Source organism: Klebsiella sp. C360 (assembly GCF_048822415.1).
Lineage (GTDB): Bacteria > Pseudomonadota > Gammaproteobacteria > Enterobacterales > Enterobacteriaceae > Klebsiella > Klebsiella quasipneumoniae.
Window position 1 is genome coordinate 495,851 of the sequence record NZ_JBMEZZ010000001.1, and the last position, 20,883, is coordinate 516,733.

Below are 20,883 nucleotides of genomic sequence, written 5' to 3' on the forward strand. Positions count from 1 at the left end.
CCATACACTTTAACGTGACGATTGGGCCTGCACGCCCGGTTCGTTTACACACCTTGAGATTAATGCCTGATTGCATAGTCTTCAACCTACCACTGAACAAACATCCAGCACTTTATTGAATGCCGTTATGGTGATCTCAACTCTCCCTCCCTTTGCATTCTCACCCCACTCGATCGTCATTCTCTTAACCTGGCTGTCATCCTCCCAGATACCGGCGTATGTAAGTGCGTCGAAAAGCGCCTTATTGTAGTTGTCCAGATCGCGGCGGCGGTAATCAGGCGGATACAGGACAATGACTACCTCCGCTGGCGAAGCGGAGGGTTTTGGGACTGCTTTCAGCTGTTCGATAATCGCTGCTCTTACAGCATGTTTGAATTTGCGGCCAGCTTCGCTGACCAGCAATTTACCTTTTGCAGTCCCCTTATTTGGGGACCGCCAGTAGGAGTTCACGCTGGGCGGGAAAGGAAGAATAAATTTCATTCATCCTCCAAAATCAACTTGAGCTCAAAGGGAACCTCCCCTCCGCAATAGCAAAGCTGTCCCAGGTCAGACATAAGGCGCCACAGGGTCATTGACGAGTAGCCATTTTCGTCTGTCGCCAACGGTACAAACTCGCCGAATATCCCCGGATAACGTATACGGTTCTCTTCGTTTTGTTTTTCCAAATGACTGAGGGAAACTTCATTAAGTTTCACTTTCACGATGCTGTTGAGGTTAACGACCAGCTCCTTTCGGGAAACCGAAGGAGTGATGCTGATACCGCGGGATACCCCGCGGGTGATTGTGATGGCCCCTTTTCTCTCCAGTGCCTTCAGGTGGGTTGCTGCCGCATTGGGGGACCGGCACCCCAGCATGCCGGTCAGTTCGTAGGTAGTAGGCGGGAAACCATGCTTACGCTGGTAGTCGATCAGGAGGTTCAGAACCTCCTGCTGCCTGAGAGTTAACTTCATCACGCGGCTCGCTCCTGTTTGTTAATGCACATTTCCGGCAGATTGGCCCTAACCAGCGCCTCAGCAAAAGGCGGAGGAACCGCATTACCACAACGCGCAACCTGCTTATCCTTCGCATACTTCACACCGCGGTAATCCTGGTCGATGATGTACCACTCCGGGAATCCCTGCGCTCTGTAGAGCTCATGCGGCTGCAGCATGCGCATGCCGATGTCGACAATGCGGTAAACAATGCCCTTAATCGTCACCAGTTCGCTGACGCCAAAAGAATTTAGGAACTCTTTAACTTGGTCCGCACGCCGCTCGTCGTAATCATTAGCCGCCAGCAGCGCGCTAACCTCTCCCACATGCTGACCTCCAGCGGTGATTGTCGGCATCGGTTCATCAGTGCGCTGACCATCACGGCAGGTACCACGCAATTTTACCAGGTGCGATGTCACAAGAGCGTGATGATCGACGGTAGTCACTGAGTGAGCTGGCTTATCAAGCGCAACGCCCGGACCGGTGTAGTTCCCGCCATAGTGTTTCGCCAGGAACGCAGTTGTTACGGCAAACTTATTGCCCCCAGCTGTAACAGTACCCAACGGTTTACCAAGATTGAGAACCCGCGGCGATTGCCCTACCCGCTCGCCATACCCCATCTGAATAAGCGTAGCGGTGACAAACTGAGACTTACCCCCACCACCAGCGGTAATAGTGGCGCTAGGCTCATCTGCCCGGTGGCCAATGCTGGCGCCGAACTGGCGGGCGATAACCGGGGCAACCACACATGCTCGGGAGTGTTTTAGGATGGTATGAACTGGTTTGTTGAGTGGACGCGGTTTAGCTTGATACTGGCTACCACCATTTCCAGCCATAAACGGTGCCAGAGTAGGTACCGCCAATGCGTAACCATGAGTTTTGGTGATTGTCTGTATTGGTGAATACAACCCCTGCCCACGGAAACAATCATATTTACCGCGTGTCGTAGTGTGGTTGCATTTAACTATGAATGGGTTATCGCTATCGACCACAAATCTCTGGATACCCCGTGCTATACGCTTCAACGTGTTAACTGCAAGCGGCTTTTTGCGGTCAAATATCGATGGTGCAGGAATGGACCAGTCGATGCATTCAGCAGCTGTCCGCCATGGCGCCAGTTTTCCGACCTGCACTGCCGGTGATTTCGGATCACCGTGAGTAGCTTCTGGCCAGACTATCGGTTTCCCGTCCCTTCGCATCACCATGAAAAAGCGCTTACGAATAGTTGGTGCACCATAGTCGCAGGCGCGTAGCTCGCGATAATCGACGTCATAGCCCAGCCCGGTAATCAAGCGCCTCGCCTGTTCGCTATCCGGCGATAACTCCAAAAATTCGCAGCATTCCAACAACGCAGGGTGATCTGCAGGAACTCCAGATGTCAGCATACCTACGAACGCCTGGAACGTTTCTCCAACGCGGTCCGGATCCGGACGCATTTCCGCCGCCAGTAGTGGACCCCACGTTTTAAACTCTTCGACGTTCTCAAGCATCATTACCCGCGGGCCAACATCCAGCGCCCAGCGAATAACGATCCACGCCAGCCCACGAATCGCTTTTTCAACTGGTTTAGCTCCTTTTGCTTTGGAAAAGTGGCGACAGTCTGGGGAGAACCAGGTCAGGCCAACAGGTTTGCCGCTGGTTGCTGCGACAGGAGAAACATCGAACACACTTTCGCAGTAGTGCAAGGTATCCGGATGATTGGTACGGTGCATGGCAACAGCATTTTCGTCATGGTTAATGGCTATATCGACACTACGCCCAATAGCCATCTCAATCCCGGTAGAGGCGCCGCCGCCTCCGGCAAAGTTATCAACGATAATTTCACGCATGGCTAACCCCCTGCATGCTGCTGACCAGCCCGCTGGCAATAGTTATGATTTCGGTACTGGGCGTACGCTCAAGCCACAGCTGATTAATGTGTGCCTTCAGCTTATTTTGCTGAGACTCGTTAAGATGATTCACGCCTTCGACTCGCTCAAACACCAGGCCTACTTCCAGTGGCCATATCCGGTTTTCGGGTAAGGCCTCTTTGGCAACGGAGAGAGCTTCACGGACATGAGTGCGGATCAGCCTGCTGTTGAACCAGCTCGCTTGATCCAGTCTACCGACAATATCGATGAACTCAGTTACCGGGCATGTGTCGACAAACTCTGCATACACCGAGTTCATGCGTTCTATGGTTTCTTCACGTGCAATTGTGGATCCGAGACCAACACCGTTAAGCCAGCCCACCAGCGCTTGTTTCGCAGTTTGTTTGATGATCAGGGATTGAGCTGTGGCGATCACTTCTGAGTTAACCGGCGTAAACTCCGGTTTATCCACTGAATCAGCCGCCCAGGTATGACCGAATTTCGACTCGGCGAAGGTGTACTCGGCTTTATCGCCAAAAGCAGCAACCACGCATGCCCAGGATCGTATGCCGCTTTTCGCAAGGATTTCGTTCTGAAGGAGCGGTATTTCAGTTTCGGCTTGCTCTGTCTGGGGCAGTTCCATTACTGGACCTGTTGCCTGTTTACCCACGGCGTACTGGGCCAGGGCCATACTCGCGCGCCCCTTCGCTTCAAGAGCCACACGATCGATATAGCTAAAGCGCTCACCTCGCCAGGACTTATCAAATACAACAATCGCCCCGGCAAAGAAGGCGCTGGTCGGCTTCTGCTTATCGTCCGCCGGCTTAAACCAGGTAGGCAGATCGAAACCGATGCGACCGCGAATAAAACAGACATGATCCGCATCTTCTGGCCACCATGTCTCACTCGTCGCTGACTTCACCAGAAAGACATAACGACCACCCTTTTCACGCTGAGCGGATGCATAACTCATGATGTGGGTCATGCCTGTGATCGCCTGCTTTTCGTGATACTGAGAACGGCTATACGGCGGATTTCCAAATGCCGCGCCGCCGAGTTCTATCAGTCGCCCCGCCCAGTCCTGCGTCAGGGCATTGTCTTCTGCTGAGTACCACGCAGGGCATTTTGCGTTGCTTTCGTCTGCAAAGAGGTCCAGCACCAGCGGGCCATACATAGCGTTAACCCCCCAGAACAACAGATCGGGCGTTCTCCACTGGTCGCCCACCTCCTTGAGATAGTGGGCAGGTGCAGCACGTAATGCATCCAGAGCATCACAGTACTGGCTTCTGGTGATTGGGAGTTCGGCCTCATCCACCAGCATTTCCCCTTCGCTGGTCGTGTTCAGTCGATGCACAGATCACCTCCGCAGTAATTCCCGGCTAACAGACACTCAGTGTGTGATTTCCCCATGCGTGCTTTCCGGAGGCAGGCATTTTTCTGACGAATGTAATATTCAAGAGTTTTTTGGCTGCAGCTTGAGGTACTGAGCTGGTGCCACACAGTAGCGGCCCGGCGATACAAGCTGCGCTCTTCGAGTTTTTTAGCGGCTTTTTCCTGTTCCAGGTTGCCTCTGGACTTAAAGTCGTCCTGTAGGTCATCGCAGCAGGATGCATCATTGATGACTCGATAAATAAAACCGCATGAGGTTGCTTTGGTTTCCAGGCGCCCTTCTGTGTACAGGCGATACACAGCACTTTTCACAGAAACAGGTTTGCAGTCAGGAAAGGCAGCAATGATATCGCGCATTTTCTGATCTGGGTTTTTAGCAATGAATTCAAAGGCCATTTGAGTAATGTTCATCCACGAAACCCCTTCGGTATGGTCGTTTGCACTGCACCAATTTGGTTGATATCCCGCGGCTTACTTCTGTCCCAGCATTCCCGTGGCGGTCGCCCTTTGGCATCCCAGCGGATAGCGCTCTGCAGATAGCCCTCGAATTTTTTAGGCCCAAAAAGTGTCTCGGGGCGCATGTACTGGTATTGCTCGTCGTTGCCATGCCAGTGCTCATGCTTAACGTCGATAACGAGTTTCAGATCTGGAACGGTATGCCCCTCACGTAGACGTGCCCGAATGTTTTCGAGGGAAGTTTTTGACTTCTGAAACCGGGAGCCACTGACCTGATTCAGATGCGTCAGAACTTCGATCGCATGGTTAGTGATCACCACTTCAGGATCCGGCTTATCGTCGGGTTCCGCAGGAGCCCGACAAAAAGGTTTTTTAGATGACGGATCTAATGACGGATCTAATGACGGATCGCCTTCAACCATTGAGGGGTCCCCCCGCAATATTTGAGGGGATGCAGACCCATTATTTGAGGCGTCAGAATTTGACCCCTCAAATTTTGAACCCTCAATTTCTGAGGCATCAAATTTTGATTGTTCACGCGGGGTTGCGTAGAAGAGTTTTGCTTCAGCTGCTGCACGTTCCAGCATATCGACGTTGAGTTTGTAGACGTTCGAATTATTCTTGCCGCCTACGCGACGCTCCTGCTTCTTCAGCCACCCTTTCGCCTGAAGTTTTTTAATGGCGCTTCGAACAGTGTTCTCGCTCTTTGCCCCGATCTGTCGCTGAATAGTTGTCACAGCAGGCCACGATATTCCTTCGTCGTTGCTGAAGTCAGCCAGGCGGGCCATGACCGCTATTTCAGATATGATCAGGCCTTTGAAAGCACAGGCTTCCCATACCAGACCGTGTAATTTACTGCTCATGGCTGCCCTCTACTTCCCTGAATTTTCGTTGAAACTGATCGAGTGGGCTAAAACACTCGTGCGGATAGCCTTCCCTGAGGTAAATGACACGATTGGTCTCACGTTCCCACCGTATGACTCTGACGGGCTTGCCATAGTGGTCTCTGAACTTTCGGTTAACTTCGCGCATAACGCTTTTACCCTCCGGTTAAAGACCCCCACAATTGCCGTTGCCCGGCTGTGGTTACATGAAACCCATTTACCGCATACCATGCGTTCATACCGAAACAGCGCAGCACCCGTCACCGGACGCATACGTAGTTGCGGTAACCTGAGATTTACGATTAAATTGCTCATGCGGATTATTTCTCCATACACGTTGATTTATCTGCCACGACGCCCGGAGCTGCACACTCGCGGGCGTCACTCTTTTCTGGCTGACAAAAGACACGGAAAAGTAACGTTAAATGCTCCTGCCATTTCGCCATGACCTGGTAACTGTTCTCCTCGATCTGCTCACGTTCGGCCTGGTCAATAACACCGTCAGCAGTGGCTTTGCGTAGATACTGCGAGTGTTTTCCTATCCACTCGATCGACTCCATCAAGCGCTGGTTAATATCGGCATTGTCAACTTCCTCGATATCGGCCAGTGGCACGAATACCCCGTTCGAATGGCGTGCTATCGCATTGGCAATGTGGTTTGATCCACCAGCACGCTGCAGAACCATTGCCCAGCCGAGAGGAAAAATCTGATCACCATCGGCGCGTAAACGGTTAAACAATGCATTTTCAGTAACGCCCAGCCACTCCGCTGCTTCCACGTAACCACCGTCCAAATCAGTGATCGTTTTTTTTATAGCGGCCACCAGCCATGCCGGCTGCTTATCCACTTTCCATTCAGGTTCATTCATTGGTATTACCTCTGTTGGTGCCGAACGCGCCTTCGGATATTCTGGGTTTTCCACACCTAAGGACCGAAGGAGGTTCTGTATGGCAATTGATTACGCTAAGATCTTCATCTCTCATGTTCGTAATGTTTCCAAAGCCAATAAGTGGTTAACAGAAGGTGAAGCACTCCCTACCTATCGGTCCTGGATCCGTGCTGAGCAGTTGCTGCGCCTTGACGTTGTTCTGATTAAGCACAGAGAGCGCTATTCCGCTCCTTGGGAGCCGCTTTTCGGACGTAATGGAATTACTCATCTTCTTGCGACCCGTTACGGCTGGTCACCTGAGCAAGTGAGGATGCTTTCTTTCGCTGATGTTCTTCTTTCGCTTCAGCAAGATCTGGCAGAAGTGAATATCCCACCGGAAGAACTGGCCCTTCCTGAATACGTTCGCCAGTCTGACGAATTCGAAATTCTCTCCCGAGGTCAATATCGAACTGAATTGCCACCTTGTCAGGAGCATGAATGGGATCATACGATTGCAGAGAGAGACCAAGGCCAGCGTAAGCCACAATAAGTGCTTCAGCAGCTTCCAGCTCATTGACCGTACTACGATGCTCTTCCAGTTTTTCCTGGTGGTATACGAGGTACAAAATGGCATTGGCTTTCCCAATGAGCCAGTCAGCTAAATCACGCCCTTCGAGCCCGCCGGCCCAAACTTGCGGGCTGTCTTTGAACACCTTCAGAGTTACTTCATCATTGCTATGATTTTTGCCTGTTACATTGCCCACGGCTTACCCCTTATCTCTGTGGTGTCATTCATGCTTTATGTGGATTAGTCTTCTCATAAAGCTCAGGACGAAAAATTAGCTTTCCATTGGTACGATATGCAGCTTCAGCAGCACGACCTTTAGGGATCAGACTTCCTGGGCGTTTTCTCCATTGATAAAAAGCCTCAGGAGAAACGCCGAAGAAATCAGCTGCCTTATTGGGGGTTCCGAAGAACGTTTCTAACTCTGTTGTTGTCATACACCCTCCTAAATTTATTTAGATATTACTTACAAAGCAAATTTAGGTCAATTAAAGCTAAGATAATTTAGTTTTCATAACATGGCGAACCACAGTGAGCACATTTGGAAGTCGTTTAAAATCATTGAGAAAGGACCGTAAACTTACCCAGAAGCAACTGGGTAGAGTTGTTGGAGTGACAGATGTCACCATTGGGTACTGGGAGAAAGATCAAAACATACCTGGAGGTGTCTCGCTGACAAAATTAGCGCGGTATTTTGGGGTTTCTGAGGACTTTCTCCTAACCGGAAAAGAGGAGCTCTCAAACGTAACGCCAGGTAACTTGGGCGCTATGCAGATCCCTATCATAAGCTGGGTGCAAGCCGGCAGTTGGACATCTGAAAGTGATGCTCGTAATTTAGAGGGCGCCGTGGATTACATTTTAACTAACGGCGCTCATTCGTTTGGTACCTTCGCACTTAAGGTACGTGGAAAATCGATGGAGCCGGAGTTCAAAGAAGGAGACACTATCATTGTAGATCCTGACTTGTGTCCAGGCCCTGGTGACTATGTTGTAGCCAAAAACGGTAGTGAATACGCCACTTTTAAAAAATACCGTGCAAGAGGTGTCAACGAGGACGGCGAAGAGGTATTCGAATTGGTTCCCTTAAACCCTGATTTTGCTGCTTTAAATTCTGCTGTAGAAAAAATTTCCATCATCGGTGTTGTTGTCGAACACCGCCGCCAGATGCGACGCTAATCTTTCTCCCTCCCCTTACCAATGGTGAAAACTAAAAATATTTAGTATTTTCACCTTGACCAAAAAACTAAATTATTTTAGATTTTATTCATCAGCCGCGGACATACCGTACGTCGAAGTGCAGGCACTAGAGACATACGAAAACCATGGTGACTCGCTAAGCATTCAACCGAAGAGGCATTCAGGATGGATAAAGAATACGAAGAATATTTTGACAGTCTGGCAGAAGGTGAAGAAGCACTGAGCTTTGCCGAGTTCTGCGAGGCTCTCTCCTAAACATGGCGAAAGCCGACAGCGTTGAAGGCGATTTTCTCGGTTTGCGCGCTAAACCATAGCGGGGGTGAAATCGGGGCGGAGAAGCAGAATCCGCGATGTCGGGACTTGATACTTCCGGCCAAACCAACAAGCCGAGTGATCGCGTAACGGTCCTTTGCATCTGCCCCGGCGAGGTGGCGCCGCCGGACCGGGGTAGATGAATCGTACACAACTTGAAAGCGCATTCCATCTTCCATCGGTCGTGGGGATCGGTTTGTAACTGAAGGAGTGCGCTTCCAGTTGTGAACGGCAATATTCGCAACCGCTGTATGGCACATGCAGCGTGAGCCGCCAGAGAGTTACCTTTATCCATGCGCTCTCAGGAATTCCGGAAGAATGTGCAAGCTAAGTGTTTCAGGCACGACGTGCGCCCCACCAGCGCGGCGAAAAGGTGTGACGCCCGGGAAGAGCCCGGGACACAACAGGAAAGAGCACTGAAGATGCCAGGAAACGCCCTACCGCTAGGCAGACAGACGGATTATCCCGTAAGGGGTAGCGGCAGTGTTCTTACCGTTGTGGATGTAGCTCAATTGGTTAGAGTGCCTCCAGATGGAGGAGTTGAGCACTGCGCAAGGATCATAACCTAGCGTATCTCATGCGGCTGGCCAGACGTTATCCGGGTTCGAGTCCCGGCGCCACAACCCCATCACGTAGCCAGCGTGGTAACCCGTAGTACCTGTAACGAAAGCTGTGTGAAGTTTTGGCGGTGCCAGTTTCCCTTTGTTTCTGGTACCGCCCTTTTTACATAAGACACAAGAGCATCACCGGGTGACGGGCTCATAACCCAATCCACCCGGGCGGCCGTCAACCGCAGATGCTCTTCTGTGTTGTGTATGGAGAAACCGTCGGCGGTGGCAGCCGCCCTAACAAAGAGGTAGTGCTATGAGCAATGATCGCATGACCAATGTTCCAGATTTCCTTGGCGAACTGGATGCTGGCGTGTTCATCAACAAGATCGCCGGGGCGCTCAATACCGCCGCACTGGGCGTTTTGAACAATGGCAGCAAAGGCAAAGTAGTACTGACTTTCGACATCGATCGCATGGGCAATTCGATCGAAGAAAAGCGAGTCATGATCAAACACAAACTGCAGTACATCACCCCCACCCCGCGCGGGAAAGTTTCTGAAGAAGACACGACAGAAACGCCGATGTTTGTTAACCGCGGCGGCAAGCTGACCATCCTGCAGGAAGACCAGGGCAACCTGTTTACTCTGGGCGGCGATCCGGATGCAAAGCTGCGGACGGGGCCATAGGCCGTGACTGATGCGTTTTTAGTTTAACTACATTTTTCTTTAAGGAAATTTTATGTCTCAACAATTAGATGGCAGCGCAATTAAGCAAGTTCAGGACCTGGTGCTTTCCGGTTACTACATGGAAGATATCCAGCGACTGGCATGCCCAACAGCTGTCCTCCCAGCTGGCACAGGTATCGAAAGCCTCGAACGCTTCTCCTCGGAGCGCTTTCGTTTCCGTGGTGCGATGGAAACCACAAGCATCGATGACTTTGTGCGTTATTCCTCAGGCTACGCCAAAGAAAACGAAAAAGCCCGTTGCTTTATTGATGCCGATAACATGCTGGCGCGCTCTATCTTCAACATCGGTACGCTGGATAATCCCGGGCACGCTGATAACGTCGCCTCGATCAAGCTGAAGAAAACAGCCCCATTCCGCGCGCTGCTGTCGATCAACGGGGATCACCTTAACCAGAAGCAAATCGCCGAATGGCTGGAAGACTGGAGTGATTACCTGATTGCATTCGATGCCGACGGTAACACGATGAAAATCGCCCAGGCCGCGCAGGCAGTTCGCCGCATCACCATCCAGCAAACTAATGCCTCCGATCATGAAGATGGTGATTTCAGTGGCAAAAAGTCGCTGATGCAGAGTATCGAAGCCAGCAGTAAAGACGTGATGCCGGTGGCGTTCGAGTTCAAATGTGTGCCGTATGAAGGACTCGGAGAACGTGCATTCAGCCTGCGCAACAGCCTGCTGAAAAGTAATGATCCGGTATTCGTCCTGCGTATCGTCCAGTTGGAAGCCCAGGAAGAAGCGATCGCCAATGAGTTCCGCGACCTGTTGATCGGTAAGTTCGACGGTAAGCCGGTCGAGGCCTTCATCGGTACTTTCAAAGCCTAAGCCTGATTGCTCAGCCTTAAATCTCCGCTGCTGCGGGGATTTATTGAAGCGTAATCCTTTTATTTATCGCCTTATGGCGAGGTATTTCTACACCCAAATAACAGCGCTGTGCAGGCGTAACGTATGGAGAAAATAATGAGCTTTATTCAAACCCTTTCAGGCAAACACTTTAATTATCTCGATATCCAGCAAGACGCGATCGAGATAGAGGATATTGCAACCGCCCTCTCGCATATCTGCCGATTTGCCGGCCACCTGCCAGAGTTCTACAGCGTTGGACAGCACAGCGTTTTATCCAGCCTGCTCGTACCGCAGGAGTTCGCACTTGAGGCACTTCTCCACGATGCTGCCGAGGCTTATCTGCAGGATATTCCGGCTCCGCTTAAGCACCTCTTACCTGACTATTGCGCAATGGAGATTCGGGTTGATTCTGCAATACGTCAGAAATTCGGCCTGCCGGCTGAGCAGCACCCGACCGTTAAATATGCCGACCTGGTGATGTTGGCCAGCGAACGTCGTGATTTTGAGATCGACGACGGCACTGTCTGGCCCATGCTCGAAGGCATTATTCCGACGGATCAATTCGTTATTAATCCGGTTCGCCCAGGCCAGGCCTACGGGATGTTCATGAACCGCTTCCACCAGCTGATGGAGCGGCGCTAATGGCACATATCAAAGTTAAAGAACTGGTCGCTGCAGCTTACGCTGCGGCACCCGATCTACCACCGGAAAAAGCAGAGTTAATGCGCAATATCGCTTCACGGCTGGATGTAACGTTCATCGCCCTTACCGAAGCAATGGACCAAAACACAGCACAGGCTGCAGTGTTGGCAGGCCTGAATGGGGTTAATAACCATGGCTAAAGACTCAAAGGTTGTATACGGCGCCAGCGGCAAAACGAACGTTTTAGCGTTTGAACCTGAAAAACTGCACTTGGTTATCGACAAAACGCACCCGCTTTACGATGAGCGCATCCACCTGCCTATCAGCGAGGCAATGGTGCTGAACATCATGGACCAGGGCGTTCTTGAGCCGATTATCGTCTGGAAAGACCCGGAGACAGGGCTGTCTTGTGTGGTTGATGGCCGCCAGCGTGTGCGCCATACACTGGAAGCTAACAAGCGTCTGACGAAAGAAGGCAAAGAACCGTTACTGGTTCCGGCAGTCGCTAAACGTGGCTCCGCCATTCGCATGGCGCAGGCGATGGTAAGTGCTAACGAAATCCGCCAGGCAGATACACCGCTGGGCCGAGCAAAGAAAATGGCTGATGCGCTGGAGCGCGGCCACGACGAGGACGATTTAGCGCTGATGTTTGGCGTGAGTGTCCAGACCGTACGCGCAACGTTGTCATTGCTGGATGCCACCCAGGCTGTTCGGGATGCAGTGGAGTCCGGAACTGTCACCGTTACCCAGGCGCGTCAGCTTGGTGCGCTCCCACCTGAAGAACAGCGGACAAAAGTGGCAGAAATCGAGCTGGCGACCGCTGGTACCAAAGGCCACGAAAAAGCCCGTCGGCAACGTCAGATACTCGGTGAAGCAAAGCCGCGTATCAAATCGCGCAAGGAAATTGCAAAAGCCCTCGAAGATGCCAGCGGCGAATATGCCGAGGCTCTGCGCTGGGTGCTTGGGGAGGCGCAATGAACTTTGAACCTGAAAATTACAGCCGGCGCGCCCTGCTCTGGTTCGCAGCTGTGATCGAAATTGCCGGTTGGGTCGCTGTTTTCGTCGTGACCTGGGGGATCTGCATGGTTATTGAATGGGTGACAGCATGAACATCGAAACAGTAAACGAGCTCATCGCTTCCCTGGAGTCGGCAGGCGAGCTGTCGATCAGAGAGCAGAAGTTCCTGAAGCTGGCTAAAGCATATGTGCAGCTGGCTGCGGAGAACATGTCGATGATTCGCTTGTTGACCGACATAAGCGACAACCACGTTGAATACTTCTCTGAAGGCGAAGGAACCATGTTCGCGGGTGTGCCGCTGGATTATGTTTCAGAAATCAACATGTACGTTTCCCGCGATGTTAATGCTGAAAACCCGGTCCCAGCCACCGATCGCATCTATGCCGGGATTAAGGCTGATGGGGTGGAGGAAATGGCGTCAACTTACCGCGGTTTTGCCAATAAGGATGGCTGCTCTGTAAACATGAAATGCAGCTACAACCTCACCGCAGAACGAGCCGAAAGCTACGCGGCCTATATTCGCCACCAGATGCGCGAGGGGGCCGACAAATGAGCAAGTCATACATAGTGATTCTGCAATACCTGTGGTGCAACGAAACTGGCGGAGGCATTGAATACACCTCTGACTGCGTCAAATTTGATAAGCGCGATAAGGCTATCAGGCACGGATTTAAGCTGCGTGAAAGCGACGATTTCAACATCGGAGTTATCGAGGGCGGCAAATTGATTTCGTTTGACTGGATGGATAAGCCGGTTGGTGAAAGCGAAGACACGCTGGCACAGATTGCCGAGCTAATTAGTCCGGAGGATACAGAATGACTGATATCACCGAACTGGCGCAGCGTATGAAGACTACTGCAGAGGGCGGCGAATGAATCCATTGCTCGCATCCTGCGATGACGACGAAGATGAGGATGATGACTGATGCCAAGTAAATTAAAGCGCCGGCGATGGAGGCGTATGCGGGATGATTTAGCCTGGTATAAGGATGAAGCAAAGGACCTTCATTGCCGTCTTATGGAATTAGCCGATGAAGTTGCAAACCTTCGCAAACAGATTCTCCCAGTATCTAAAACGGTGATTGCCAAACTGAAGATTTACGAAACAGATAAGGATGATCGAGACCACCAGCTATGCAGAAGATGTAATGACGGGATCCGTGGTGGTTGCTCGTCATGTGCTTATAAGGTTCGATAACCGGGTGCAGCCGGTATATGGAGAAGAAATGTCACGTATGGTCTCTTTACTCGAATGGGCGAAAGATGAATTCGGCAGTGAAGCCCCTAGCGAGCGAGTATTAAAAAAATACGCTAAAGGTCAGATGATAGCACCACCACCGATGAGAGTCGGGCGGCGCTGGATGGTTGACAAAGAAGCTCGTTTTATAGGTGTAGTTGCTGAACCTCAACTTCCAATACATGTTAACCCAAAACTGAGACGGATAATTAGCGATGGCAGCTAGACCGCGTACCCATAAAATCACTATTCCAAACCTATATTGCAAACTTGATAAACGTACCGGAAAGGTTTACTGGCAATACAAACACCCTATCTCTGGTCGTTTTCATAGCCTCGGCACGGACGAAGCTGAAGCAAAGCAGGTGGCAAGTGAAGCAAATACGATTATTGCAGAGCAGCGCACCAGGCAGATCCTTGGTATTAACGAGCGTCTGGCTCGCATGAAAGGAAACCGCACGGATATTACAGTTTCTTCATGGCTCGACAAATATGAATTGGTGCAGGAGGAAAGATTGAAACACAACGAACTGCGCCCAAACTCTTTTCGACAGAAAGCTAAACCAATCCGTCTTTTTCGTGAGCATTGTGGTATGCAATATCTAAAAGATATAACAGCACTTGATATTTCCGAAATAACAGATGCTGTTAAGGCTGAGGGTCATAACAGGATGGCTCAAGTTGTACGCATGGTACTAATAGATGTTTTTAAAGAGGCTCAACATGCTGGTCACGTTCCTCCAGGATACAACCCTGCCCAAGCAACGAAACAGCCACGAAATAAGATAAGCAGACAAAGGCTATCTCTGGAGGAATGGGAGGCTATTTATACATCCGCCGAACAACAACAACATTATTTGCAATGTGGAATGTTGCTTGCCATTGTAACAGGGCAACGCCTTGGGGATATTTGCAATATGATGTTTTCGGATGTATGGGATGATATGCTGCATATTGAGCAGGAGAAAACAGGAACTCGTTTAGCCATTCCCCTTTCTCTCAGAAATGAAGCGTTAAATATTACTCTGAGTGATGTTATTTCAAAATGTAGAGATGCTGTGGTGAGTAAATATCTTGTTCATTTTCGCCATAGCACCTCACAGGCTAGTCGTGGTGACCAAGTGTCAGCCAAAACACTTACTTCAACGTTCAAGAAAGCACGGGATAAAAGCGGTCTTACCTGGGAAGAAGGAACAGCACCGACTTTCCATGAACAGAGGTCTCTTTCAGAGCGCTTGTATCGTGAGCAAGGAATAGACACTCAGAAACTATTGGGCCACAAAACAATGAAAATGACTGACAGATACAATGATGACCGCGGCAAAGAGTGGATCGTTGTTGGTAAAAAAGCAGTATGATCTTCAATCAGTTTTGGGGAAGAATTTTGGGAAAGTTTTGGGGAAGCATCCGCAAACTTCAAAAAAAACGGGAGCCCATCGGCTCCCGCTCTTACTTAATCCACCAACGGGATTACATGTTCGCGATAATCGCGTCGCCAAACTCTGAACATTTCAGCAGTTTAGCGCCTTCCATCAGACGTTCGAAGTCATAGGTCACGGTCTTGGCGGCGATAGCGCCTTCCATGCCTTTGACGATCAGGTCTGCGGCTTCGAACCACTGCATGTGGCGCAGCATCATTTCTGCGGACAGGATGATGGAGCCCGGGTTCACTTTGTCCTGGCCTGCATACTTCGGCGCAGTACCGTGAGTCGCTTCGAACAGCGCGCATTCGTCGCCGATGTTGGCGCCCGGGGCGATACCGATACCGCCAACCTGTGCCGCCAGCGCGTCAGAGATGTAGTCGCCGTTGAGGTTCATACAGGCGATAACGTCGTATTCCGCCGGACGCAGCAGGATCTGCTGCAGGAAGGCATCGGCGATCACGTCTTTTACCACGATCTCTTTGCCGGTGTTCGGGTTCTTGATTTTCACCCACGGGCCGCCGTCGATCAGCTCGCCGCCGAACTCTTCGCGAGCCAGCTGGTAGCCCCAGTCTTTGAACGCGCCTTCGGTGAACTTCATGATGTTGCCTTTGTGAACGATGGTCACAGAGTCACGATCGTTGGTGATCGCATACTCAATGGCTGCACGAACCAGGCGTTTGGTGCCTTCTTCAGAGCACGGCTTGATGCCGATGCCGCAATGTTCCGGGAAGCGAATTTTCTTCACGCCCATCTCATCGCGCAGGAATTTGATCACTTTGTCTGCTTCAGCAGAGTCGGCTTTCCACTCGATGCCGGCATAGATATCTTCGGAGTTTTCACGGAAGATAACCATGTCGGTCAGTTCCGGGTGCTTAACCGGGCTCGGGGTGCCCTGGTAGTAACGTACCGGACGCAGGCAAACGTAGAGATCCAGCTCCTGACGCAGCGCCACGTTCAGGGAACGAATGCCGCCGCCGACTGGGGTAGTCAGAGGACCTTTGATAGCAACGCGGTAGTCACGAATCAGATCGAGGGTTTCAGCTGGCAGCCAGACATCCTGGCCATAGACGTGGGTCGATTTCTCACCGGTGTAAACTTCCATCCAGGAAATTTTACGCTCGCCCTTATAGGCTTTCTCAACGGCGGCATCAACCACTTTCAGCATCGCTGGGGTAACGTCAACGCCGATACCGTCACCTTCAATGAACGGGATAATCGGATTATGAGGGACGTTCAGTTTGCCGTTTTGCAGGGTGATTTTTTGACCTTCCGCCGGAACTACTACTTTGCTTTCCATTAACCTCTCCTTCGAGCGCTTCTGGTTCTGCTCTTCCCTCTTCACGCGAGCCTGGTGTTGGCTGAGTCGGCCAGCTTCGGAGTACCGGGTCTTCCCGCTAACCGGAGCTATCGCGTCCGTGTCGCCTTCCTGCCTGTGTTGCGAATCGGTTTGAGCAATTTTTTGTTAATAATTTGTAATGAGCATGTCAATACTACCTGAATGTTTGCGTCCATGAAAGGCATTCGTAATTAGGCTATAATGCGGCAATTGATAGAGCCTGAAAATACCATGCAGAAAACTTCATTTAGAAAACATCGCGTTGAGCGATTCAGCACACAACAAGTCACCAGACAACGTAAAGAACGCCAGCCAAAAACTGTGATCTTGTTCAATAAACCCTATGATGTGTTGCCGCAATTTACCGACGAGGCCGGGCGCAGCACGCTGAAAGATTTTATTCCCGTGGCGGGCGTCTACGCCGCAGGTCGTCTTGACCGCGACAGCGAAGGGCTGCTGGTGCTGACCAACGATGGCGCGCTGCAGGCGAAGCTGACCCAGCCGGGTAAACGCACCGGCAAGATCTACTACGTCCAGGTGGAAGGCGAACCCACGCCCGAGGCGCTGGCCGCTTTGCGCGACGGCGTCACCCTCAACGATGGCCCCACCCTGCCTGCCGGCGTAGAACTTGTGGAGGAGCCCGCCTGGCTGTGGCCGCGCAACCCGCCGATTCGTGAGCGCAAATCGATCCCCACCCGCTGGCTGAAGATCACGCTCTACGAGGGACGCAACCGTCAGGTGCGCCGGATGACCGCCCACGTCGGCTTCCCTACCCTGCGGCTGATCCGCTACGCCATGGGCGGCTACACCCTCGACGGGCTGGCCAACGGCGACTGGCGCAAAGCCGAATAACCGAAAAGGAAAAGCGATGTTTAAACCTCATGTCACTGTTGCCTGCGTGGTTCACGCCCAGGATAAATTTCTCATCGTCGAAGAGACCATTAACGGCAAAGCATTGTGGAACCAGCCGGCGGGCCATCTCGAGGCCAATGAAACGCTGCTGCAGGCCGCCGAACGTGAACTGTGGGAAGAGACCGGCATTCGCGCCACGCCGCAGCACTTCATCCGCATGCATCAGTGGCTGGCGCCCGATAACACCCCGTTTCTGCGCTTCCTGTTCGCCATCGAACTTAGCGATCTGTGCGCCACTGAACCGCACGACAGCGATATCGATCGCTGCCTGTGGCTCAGTGCTGAGGAAATTCTTAACGCGCCAAACCTGCGCTCGCCGCTGGTTGCCGAAAGCATTCGCTGCTACCTGCAGGACCCGCGCCAGCCGCTGTCGCTGATTGGCGCATTTAACTGGCCGTTCACAGGGGGTGAATGAACGGTGAGCGCGTGCTAGAATACGCCGCCTCGAAGTTCAATGTAGCGAGTATTTCCATGTCAGAAAGCCAGAAAAAAGTGATCGTCGGCATGTCCGGCGGCGTCGACTCCTCGGTCTCCGCGTACCTGCTGCTGCAGCAAGGGTATAAGGTGGAAGGCCTGTTCATGAAGAACTGGGAGGAAGACGACGGCGAGGAATACTGCACCGCCGCCGCCGACCTTGCCGATGCGCAAGCGGTCTGCGATAAGCTGGGCATTGAACTGCACACCGTTAACTTTGCCGCCGAATATTGGGATAACGTCTTTGAGCTCTTCCTGGAAGAGTACAAAGCCGGCCGCACGCCGAACCCGGATATTCTGTGCAATAAAGAGATCAAATTTAAAGCCTTCCTCGAGTTTGCCGCCGAAGACCTCGGCGCCGACTACATCGCCACCGGGCACTATGTGCGCCGCGCCGATGTCGATGGTAAAAGCCAGCTGCTGCGCGGTCTCGACGGCAACAAAGATCAGAGCTACTTCCTTTATACCCTCAGCCACGAACAGATTGCCCAGAGCCTGTTCCCGGTGGGTGAGCTGGAAAAACCGCAGGTGCGTAAGATCGCCGAAGAGCTGGATCTGATCACCGCGAAGAAAAAAGATTCCACCGGCATCTGCTTTATCGGCGAGCGTAAATTCCGCGATTTCCTTGGCCGCTATCTGCCGGCGCAGCCGGGCAAAATCCTCACCGTCGACGGCGAGGAGATCGGCACCCATCAGGGGCTGATGTACCATACCCTGGGCCAGCGTAAAGGACTGGGTATCGGCGGCACCAAAGAGGGTAGCGAAGACCCATGGTACGTGGTCGATAAAGACGTTGAGAATAATATTCTTATCGTCGCCCAGGGCCATGACCACCCGCGCCTGATGTCCGTCGGCCTGATTGCCCAACAGCTGCACTGGGTTGACCGTGAACCGCTGCAGGGCACCCTGCGCTGCACGGTGAAAACCCGCTATCGCCAGACCGATATCCCCTGCACCGTTACCGCGCTGGATGAAGACCGTATCGAAGTCCGCTTCGATGAGCCGGTCGCGGCGGTGACCCCGGGCCAGTCCGCCGTGTTCTATTTGGGTGAAGTGTGCCTCGGCGGCGGAATTATTGAACAACGACTGCCTCTGCAGTCCTGAACGCGCGTTATTTCCGCCGGGACGAACCGCCCCGGCGGCTGACAAGGAGTATGTGTGGCGAAGAATTACTATGACATCACCCTGGCGCTGGCTGGCGTTTGCCAGGCGGCGCGACTGGTTCAGCAACTGGCGCATCAGGGACATTGCGACAGCGATGCCCTGCATGTGTCGCTGAACAGCATCATCGACCTCGATCCCGAGTCGACGCTGGCGGTGTTCGGTGGCAGTGAAGCCAATCTTCGCCTCGGCCTTGAAACGCTGCTCGGGGTGCTCAATACCAGCAGCCGTCAGGGCCTCAATGCGGAACTCACCCGCTATACCCTGAGCCTGATGGTGCTGGAGCGCAAGCTCGCCGCCAGTAAAGGGGCGATGGACACGCTCGGCAACCGCATCGCCGGCCTGCACCGTCAGCTGGAGCACTTTGACCTTCAGTCCGAAACACTGCTCAGCGCCATGGCGGGCATCTATGTCGATGTGATAAGCCCGCTGGGCCCGCGTATTCAGGTGACCGGCTCCCCTGCCGTGCTGCAAAGCCCGCAGGTGCAGGCGAAAGTTCGCTCAGCGCTGCTGGCGGGGATTCGCGCCGCGGTGCTCTGGCATCAGGTGGGCGGCGGACGTCTGCAGCTTATGTTTTCCCGTAATCGTCTGGTTAACCAGGCAAAGCAAATTCTTGCTCATTTAACCCCGGAGTTGTGATCTATGGAATTATCCTCACTGACCGCCGTTTCCCCTGTAGACGGCCGCTACGGCGATAAAGTCAGCGCGCTGCGCGGTATCTTCAGCGAATTCGGTTTGCTGAAATTCCGCGTTCAGGTGGAAGTACGTTGGCTGCAAAAACTGGCCGCCCACGCAGCGATCAAGGAAGTTCCTGCTTTTGCTGCCGACGCAAACGGTTTCCTTGACAAAATCGTCGCCGATTTCAGCGTCGAAGACGCCGAGCGCATCAAAACCATCGAGCGCACCACTAACCACGACGTGAAAGCGGTAGAGTACTTTCTGAAAGAGAAAGTCGCTGACGTCGCCGAACTGCACGCCGTGTCGGAGTTTATTCACTTCGCCTGTACGTCCGAAGATATCAATAACCTCTCCCACGCGCTGATGCTGAAAACCGCCCGCGACGAAGTGGTTCTGCCTTACTGGCGCAAGCTGATTGACGCGGTAAAAGATCTGGCGACCCAGTACCGCGATGTACCGCTGCTCTCCCGTACCCACGGCCAGCCGGCGACGCCGTCCACCATGGGTAAAGAGATGGCGAACGTCGCCTACCGTATGGAGCGCCAGTACCGTCAGCTGAACCAGGTGGAAATCCTCGGTAAAATCAACGGCGCGGTGGGTAACTACAACGCCCACATCGCCGCCTACCCGGAAGTCGACTGGCATCAGTTCAGCGAAGAGTTTGTCACTTCGCTGGGCATTCAGTGGAACCCGTACACCACGCAGATCGAGCCGCATGACTATATCGCTGAGCTGTTTGACTGCATCGCGCGCTTCAACACCATTCTGATCGACTTCGATCGCGACGTGTGGGGCTACATCGCGCTCAACCACTTCAAACAGAAGACCATCGCCGGGGAAATCGGCTCCTCCACCATGCCGCACAAGGTGAACCCGATTGACTTCGAAAACTCCGAAGGCAACCTCGGCCTGGCCAATGCGGTCATGCAGCACCTGGCCAGCAAACTGCCGGTTTCCCGCTGGCAGCGCGACCTGACCGACTCCACCGTCCTGCGTAACCTCGGCGTGGGCATCGGCTATGCGCTGATCGCCTATCAGTCCACCCTCAAAGGGATCAGCAAGCTGGAGCTGAACCAGGATCGCCTGCTGGACGAACTGGATCACAACTGGGAAGTACTGGCTGAGCCGATCCAGACCGTGATGCGTCGTTACGGTATCGAAAAACCGTACGAGAAGCTGAAAGAGCTGACCCGCGGCAAACGCGTTGACGCGGAAGGGATGAAGCAGTTTATTGACGGCCTCGCCCTGCCGGAAGAGGAAAAAGTGCGTCTCAAAGCGATGACCCCGGCCAACTATATCGGTCGGGCAACCACCATGGTTGACGAGCTGAAGTAATCGCCCTGCCCCTCTTTCCGCCGGAAAGAGGGGCG

General features: G+C 52.7%; 27 protein-coding genes and 1 tRNA gene. 18 read left to right on the top strand and 10 right to left on the bottom strand.

Annotated features, from left to right (window positions below):
* Positions 1–81: 81 nt before the first annotated feature.
* The 8 genes from ACOI7D_RS02540 to ACOI7D_RS02575 form a co-directional block, all read right to left on the bottom strand.
* A complete protein-coding gene (locus ACOI7D_RS02540) occupies positions 82–480 on the bottom strand; it encodes a RusA family crossover junction endodeoxyribonuclease (RefSeq protein ID WP_042934062.1) in 399 nt (132 codons plus the stop codon).
* Positions 477–950, bottom strand: a complete 474-nt coding sequence (locus tag ACOI7D_RS02545) for an SOS-response repressor and protease LexA (protein WP_226453188.1) — start codon at positions 948–950, stop codon at positions 477–479. Before ACOI7D_RS02545 ends, ACOI7D_RS02540 begins: the two co-directional genes overlap by 4 nt.
* Positions 950–2,800, bottom strand: coding sequence for a DNA cytosine methyltransferase (locus ACOI7D_RS02550; RefSeq protein WP_100681020.1), 1,851 nt, complete (start codon positions 2,798–2,800; stop codon positions 950–952). Before ACOI7D_RS02550 ends, ACOI7D_RS02545 begins: the two co-directional genes overlap by 1 nt.
* Entirely contained in the window at positions 2,793–4,175 is a 1,383-nt protein-coding gene (locus tag ACOI7D_RS02555; RefSeq protein ID WP_100681021.1) for a phage N-6-adenine-methyltransferase, read from the bottom strand. Before ACOI7D_RS02555 ends, ACOI7D_RS02550 begins: the two co-directional genes overlap by 8 nt.
* The gene (locus tag ACOI7D_RS02560; RefSeq protein WP_008806045.1) at positions 4,163–4,621 is read right to left on the bottom strand and encodes a PerC family transcriptional regulator; all 459 of its coding nucleotides are present in this window, start codon (positions 4,619–4,621) and stop codon (positions 4,163–4,165) included. The genes ACOI7D_RS02555 and ACOI7D_RS02560 overlap by 13 nt, the downstream gene beginning before the upstream one ends.
* Entirely contained in the window at positions 4,618–5,529 is a 912-nt protein-coding gene (locus ACOI7D_RS02565) for a conserved phage C-terminal domain-containing protein (protein WP_109547535.1), read from the bottom strand. The genes ACOI7D_RS02560 and ACOI7D_RS02565 overlap by 4 nt, the downstream gene beginning before the upstream one ends.
* A complete protein-coding gene (locus ACOI7D_RS02570) occupies positions 5,519–5,698 on the bottom strand; it encodes a DUF4222 domain-containing protein (protein WP_023322342.1) in 180 nt (59 codons plus the stop codon). Before ACOI7D_RS02570 ends, ACOI7D_RS02565 begins: the two co-directional genes overlap by 11 nt.
* 172 nt (positions 5,699–5,870) lie before the next feature.
* Positions 5,871–6,419, bottom strand: a complete 549-nt coding sequence (locus ACOI7D_RS02575) for a YmfL family putative regulatory protein (RefSeq protein WP_038808209.1) — start codon at positions 6,417–6,419, stop codon at positions 5,871–5,873.
* Between the two features lie 79 nt (positions 6,420–6,498).
* Here ACOI7D_RS02575 and ACOI7D_RS02580 point away from each other — a divergent pair, with 79 nt between their 5' ends.
* Positions 6,499–6,969, top strand: a complete 471-nt coding sequence (locus ACOI7D_RS02580) for an ECs1072 family phage-associated protein (RefSeq protein ID WP_108443339.1) — start codon at positions 6,499–6,501, stop codon at positions 6,967–6,969.
* A 242-nt stretch (positions 6,970–7,211) separates the two neighbouring features.
* Here ACOI7D_RS02580 and ACOI7D_RS02585 read toward each other — a convergent pair whose 3' ends face one another.
* Complete coding sequence (locus tag ACOI7D_RS02585; RefSeq protein ID WP_032425791.1) at positions 7,212–7,421, bottom strand: Cro/CI family transcriptional regulator; 210 nt, start codon at positions 7,419–7,421, stop codon at positions 7,212–7,214.
* Positions 7,422–7,515: 94 nt separating this feature from the next.
* Here ACOI7D_RS02585 and ACOI7D_RS02590 point away from each other — a divergent pair, with 94 nt between their 5' ends.
* The 12 genes from ACOI7D_RS02590 to ACOI7D_RS02645 all read left to right on the top strand — a co-directional run bounded on the left by ACOI7D_RS02590 (position 7,516) and on the right by ACOI7D_RS02645 (position 14,886).
* Entirely contained in the window at positions 7,516–8,160 is a 645-nt protein-coding gene (locus tag ACOI7D_RS02590) for a LexA family protein (RefSeq protein WP_087759898.1), read from the top strand.
* A gap of 827 nt (positions 8,161–8,987) precedes the next feature.
* Positions 8,988–9,121: transfer RNA gene (locus tag ACOI7D_RS02595), tRNA-His, on the top strand.
* A 236-nt stretch (positions 9,122–9,357) separates the two neighbouring features.
* On the top strand, positions 9,358–9,729 hold the full coding sequence (locus tag ACOI7D_RS02600) for a hypothetical protein (protein WP_064279081.1): 372 nt from the start codon (positions 9,358–9,360) through the stop codon (positions 9,727–9,729).
* Between the two features lie 52 nt (positions 9,730–9,781).
* Positions 9,782–10,612: a YfdQ family protein gene (locus ACOI7D_RS02605; protein ID WP_108443340.1), complete on the top strand. Its 831-nt coding sequence runs from the start codon at positions 9,782–9,784 to the stop codon at positions 10,610–10,612.
* A gap of 135 nt (positions 10,613–10,747) precedes the next feature.
* On the top strand, positions 10,748–11,275 hold the full coding sequence (locus tag ACOI7D_RS02610; RefSeq protein ID WP_023322334.1) for a hypothetical protein: 528 nt from the start codon (positions 10,748–10,750) through the stop codon (positions 11,273–11,275).
* On the top strand, positions 11,275–11,475 hold the full coding sequence (locus ACOI7D_RS02615) for a hypothetical protein (RefSeq protein WP_244341709.1): 201 nt from the start codon (positions 11,275–11,277) through the stop codon (positions 11,473–11,475). Before ACOI7D_RS02610 ends, ACOI7D_RS02615 begins: the two co-directional genes overlap by 1 nt.
* Positions 11,468–12,253 carry a ParB/RepB/Spo0J family partition protein gene (locus ACOI7D_RS02620; RefSeq protein ID WP_008806037.1) on the top strand — a complete coding sequence of 262 codons (786 nt, stop codon included), beginning with the start codon at positions 11,468–11,470 and terminating at the stop codon, positions 12,251–12,253. Before ACOI7D_RS02615 ends, ACOI7D_RS02620 begins: the two co-directional genes overlap by 8 nt.
* Positions 12,250–12,384: a hypothetical protein gene (locus tag ACOI7D_RS02625; RefSeq protein ID WP_023322331.1), complete on the top strand. Its 135-nt coding sequence runs from the start codon at positions 12,250–12,252 to the stop codon at positions 12,382–12,384. Before ACOI7D_RS02620 ends, ACOI7D_RS02625 begins: the two co-directional genes overlap by 4 nt.
* Entirely contained in the window at positions 12,381–12,845 is a 465-nt protein-coding gene (locus tag ACOI7D_RS02630; RefSeq protein WP_032701050.1) for a hypothetical protein, read from the top strand. The genes ACOI7D_RS02625 and ACOI7D_RS02630 overlap by 4 nt, the downstream gene beginning before the upstream one ends.
* Positions 12,842–13,111 (top strand): hypothetical protein, encoded by a 270-nt coding sequence (locus tag ACOI7D_RS02635; protein WP_008806035.1) that lies wholly within the window; start codon positions 12,842–12,844, stop codon positions 13,109–13,111. Before ACOI7D_RS02630 ends, ACOI7D_RS02635 begins: the two co-directional genes overlap by 4 nt.
* 406 nt (positions 13,112–13,517) lie before the next feature.
* Positions 13,518–13,754: an excisionase gene (locus tag ACOI7D_RS02640; RefSeq protein ID WP_008806034.1), complete on the top strand. Its 237-nt coding sequence runs from the start codon at positions 13,518–13,520 to the stop codon at positions 13,752–13,754.
* The gene (locus tag ACOI7D_RS02645) at positions 13,744–14,886 is read left to right on the top strand and encodes a phage integrase Arm DNA-binding domain-containing protein (protein WP_109547538.1); all 1,143 of its coding nucleotides are present in this window, start codon (positions 13,744–13,746) and stop codon (positions 14,884–14,886) included. The genes ACOI7D_RS02640 and ACOI7D_RS02645 overlap by 11 nt, the downstream gene beginning before the upstream one ends.
* A gap of 112 nt (positions 14,887–14,998) precedes the next feature.
* Here the strand turns inward: ACOI7D_RS02645 and icd are convergent, their stop codons facing one another.
* Positions 14,999–16,249 (bottom strand): NADP-dependent isocitrate dehydrogenase, encoded by a 1,251-nt coding sequence (gene icd, locus ACOI7D_RS02650; RefSeq protein ID WP_023289166.1) that lies wholly within the window; start codon positions 16,247–16,249, stop codon positions 14,999–15,001.
* A gap of 240 nt (positions 16,250–16,489) precedes the next feature.
* On the opposite strand from icd, the gene rluE reads away from it, so the two are divergent.
* The 5 genes from rluE to purB are packed head-to-tail and all read left to right on the top strand — an operon-like array spanning position 16,490 to position 20,848.
* Positions 16,490–17,140, top strand: a complete 651-nt coding sequence (gene rluE, locus ACOI7D_RS02655) for a 23S rRNA pseudouridine(2457) synthase RluE (RefSeq protein WP_032452457.1) — start codon at positions 16,490–16,492, stop codon at positions 17,138–17,140.
* 16 nt (positions 17,141–17,156) lie between these two features.
* Positions 17,157–17,615 carry an NUDIX hydrolase gene (locus ACOI7D_RS02660; protein WP_004150802.1) on the top strand — a complete coding sequence of 153 codons (459 nt, stop codon included), beginning with the start codon at positions 17,157–17,159 and terminating at the stop codon, positions 17,613–17,615.
* A gap of 56 nt (positions 17,616–17,671) precedes the next feature.
* Positions 17,672–18,778: a tRNA 2-thiouridine(34) synthase MnmA gene (gene mnmA, locus ACOI7D_RS02665; RefSeq protein ID WP_012542211.1), complete on the top strand. Its 1,107-nt coding sequence runs from the start codon at positions 17,672–17,674 to the stop codon at positions 18,776–18,778.
* 54 nt (positions 18,779–18,832) lie between these two features.
* A complete protein-coding gene (gene hflD, locus ACOI7D_RS02670; RefSeq protein WP_004140557.1) occupies positions 18,833–19,474 on the top strand; it encodes a high frequency lysogenization protein HflD in 642 nt (213 codons plus the stop codon).
* Positions 19,475–19,477: 3 nt separating this feature from the next.
* A complete protein-coding gene (gene purB / locus ACOI7D_RS02675; protein WP_048334714.1) occupies positions 19,478–20,848 on the top strand; it encodes an adenylosuccinate lyase in 1,371 nt (456 codons plus the stop codon).
* Positions 20,849–20,883: the final 35 nt, after the last annotated feature.

Bases quoted from the DNA above. Each gene is read 5' to 3' on its own strand.
- ACOI7D_RS02580 (WP_108443339.1), top strand. From the start codon at position 6,499: ATGGCAATTGATTACGCTAAGATCTTCATCTCTCATGTTCGTAATGTT.
- ACOI7D_RS02550 (WP_100681020.1), bottom strand. From the start codon at position 2,800: ATGCGTGAAATTATCGTTGATAACTTTGCCGGAGGCGGCGGCGCCTCT.
- rluE (WP_032452457.1), top strand. From the start codon at position 16,490: ATGCGGCAATTGATAGAGCCTGAAAATACCATGCAGAAAACTTCATTT.
- ACOI7D_RS02540 (WP_042934062.1), bottom strand. From the start codon at position 480: ATGAAATTTATTCTTCCTTTCCCGCCCAGCGTGAACTCCTACTGGCGG.
- ACOI7D_RS02660 (WP_004150802.1), top strand. From the start codon at position 17,157: ATGTTTAAACCTCATGTCACTGTTGCCTGCGTGGTTCACGCCCAGGAT.
- ACOI7D_RS02585 (WP_032425791.1), bottom strand. From the start codon at position 7,421: ATGACAACAACAGAGTTAGAAACGTTCTTCGGAACCCCCAATAAGGCA.
- ACOI7D_RS02575 (WP_038808209.1), bottom strand. From the start codon at position 6,419: ATGAATGAACCTGAATGGAAAGTGGATAAGCAGCCGGCATGGCTGGTG.
- ACOI7D_RS02570 (WP_023322342.1), bottom strand. From the start codon at position 5,698: ATGCGCGAAGTTAACCGAAAGTTCAGAGACCACTATGGCAAGCCCGTC.
- ACOI7D_RS02620 (WP_008806037.1), top strand. From the start codon at position 11,468: ATGGCTAAAGACTCAAAGGTTGTATACGGCGCCAGCGGCAAAACGAAC.
- ACOI7D_RS02605 (WP_108443340.1), top strand. From the start codon at position 9,782: ATGTCTCAACAATTAGATGGCAGCGCAATTAAGCAAGTTCAGGACCTG.
- icd (WP_023289166.1), bottom strand. From the start codon at position 16,249: ATGGAAAGCAAAGTAGTAGTTCCGGCGGAAGGTCAAAAAATCACCCTG.
- mnmA (WP_012542211.1), top strand. From the start codon at position 17,672: ATGTCAGAAAGCCAGAAAAAAGTGATCGTCGGCATGTCCGGCGGCGTC.
- ACOI7D_RS02600 (WP_064279081.1), top strand. From the start codon at position 9,358: ATGAGCAATGATCGCATGACCAATGTTCCAGATTTCCTTGGCGAACTG.
- ACOI7D_RS02645 (WP_109547538.1), top strand. From the start codon at position 13,744: ATGGCAGCTAGACCGCGTACCCATAAAATCACTATTCCAAACCTATAT.
- purB (WP_048334714.1), top strand. From the start codon at position 19,478: ATGGAATTATCCTCACTGACCGCCGTTTCCCCTGTAGACGGCCGCTAC.
- ACOI7D_RS02635 (WP_008806035.1), top strand. From the start codon at position 12,842: ATGAGCAAGTCATACATAGTGATTCTGCAATACCTGTGGTGCAACGAA.
- ACOI7D_RS02630 (WP_032701050.1), top strand. From the start codon at position 12,381: ATGAACATCGAAACAGTAAACGAGCTCATCGCTTCCCTGGAGTCGGCA.
- ACOI7D_RS02545 (WP_226453188.1), bottom strand. From the start codon at position 950: ATGAAGTTAACTCTCAGGCAGCAGGAGGTTCTGAACCTCCTGATCGAC.
- ACOI7D_RS02625 (WP_023322331.1), top strand. From the start codon at position 12,250: ATGAACTTTGAACCTGAAAATTACAGCCGGCGCGCCCTGCTCTGGTTC.
- ACOI7D_RS02610 (WP_023322334.1), top strand. From the start codon at position 10,748: ATGAGCTTTATTCAAACCCTTTCAGGCAAACACTTTAATTATCTCGAT.
- ACOI7D_RS02560 (WP_008806045.1), bottom strand. From the start codon at position 4,621: ATGAACATTACTCAAATGGCCTTTGAATTCATTGCTAAAAACCCAGAT.
- ACOI7D_RS02615 (WP_244341709.1), top strand. From the start codon at position 11,275: ATGGCACATATCAAAGTTAAAGAACTGGTCGCTGCAGCTTACGCTGCG.
- ACOI7D_RS02640 (WP_008806034.1), top strand. From the start codon at position 13,518: ATGTCACGTATGGTCTCTTTACTCGAATGGGCGAAAGATGAATTCGGC.
- ACOI7D_RS02565 (WP_109547535.1), bottom strand. From the start codon at position 5,529: ATGAGCAGTAAATTACACGGTCTGGTATGGGAAGCCTGTGCTTTCAAA.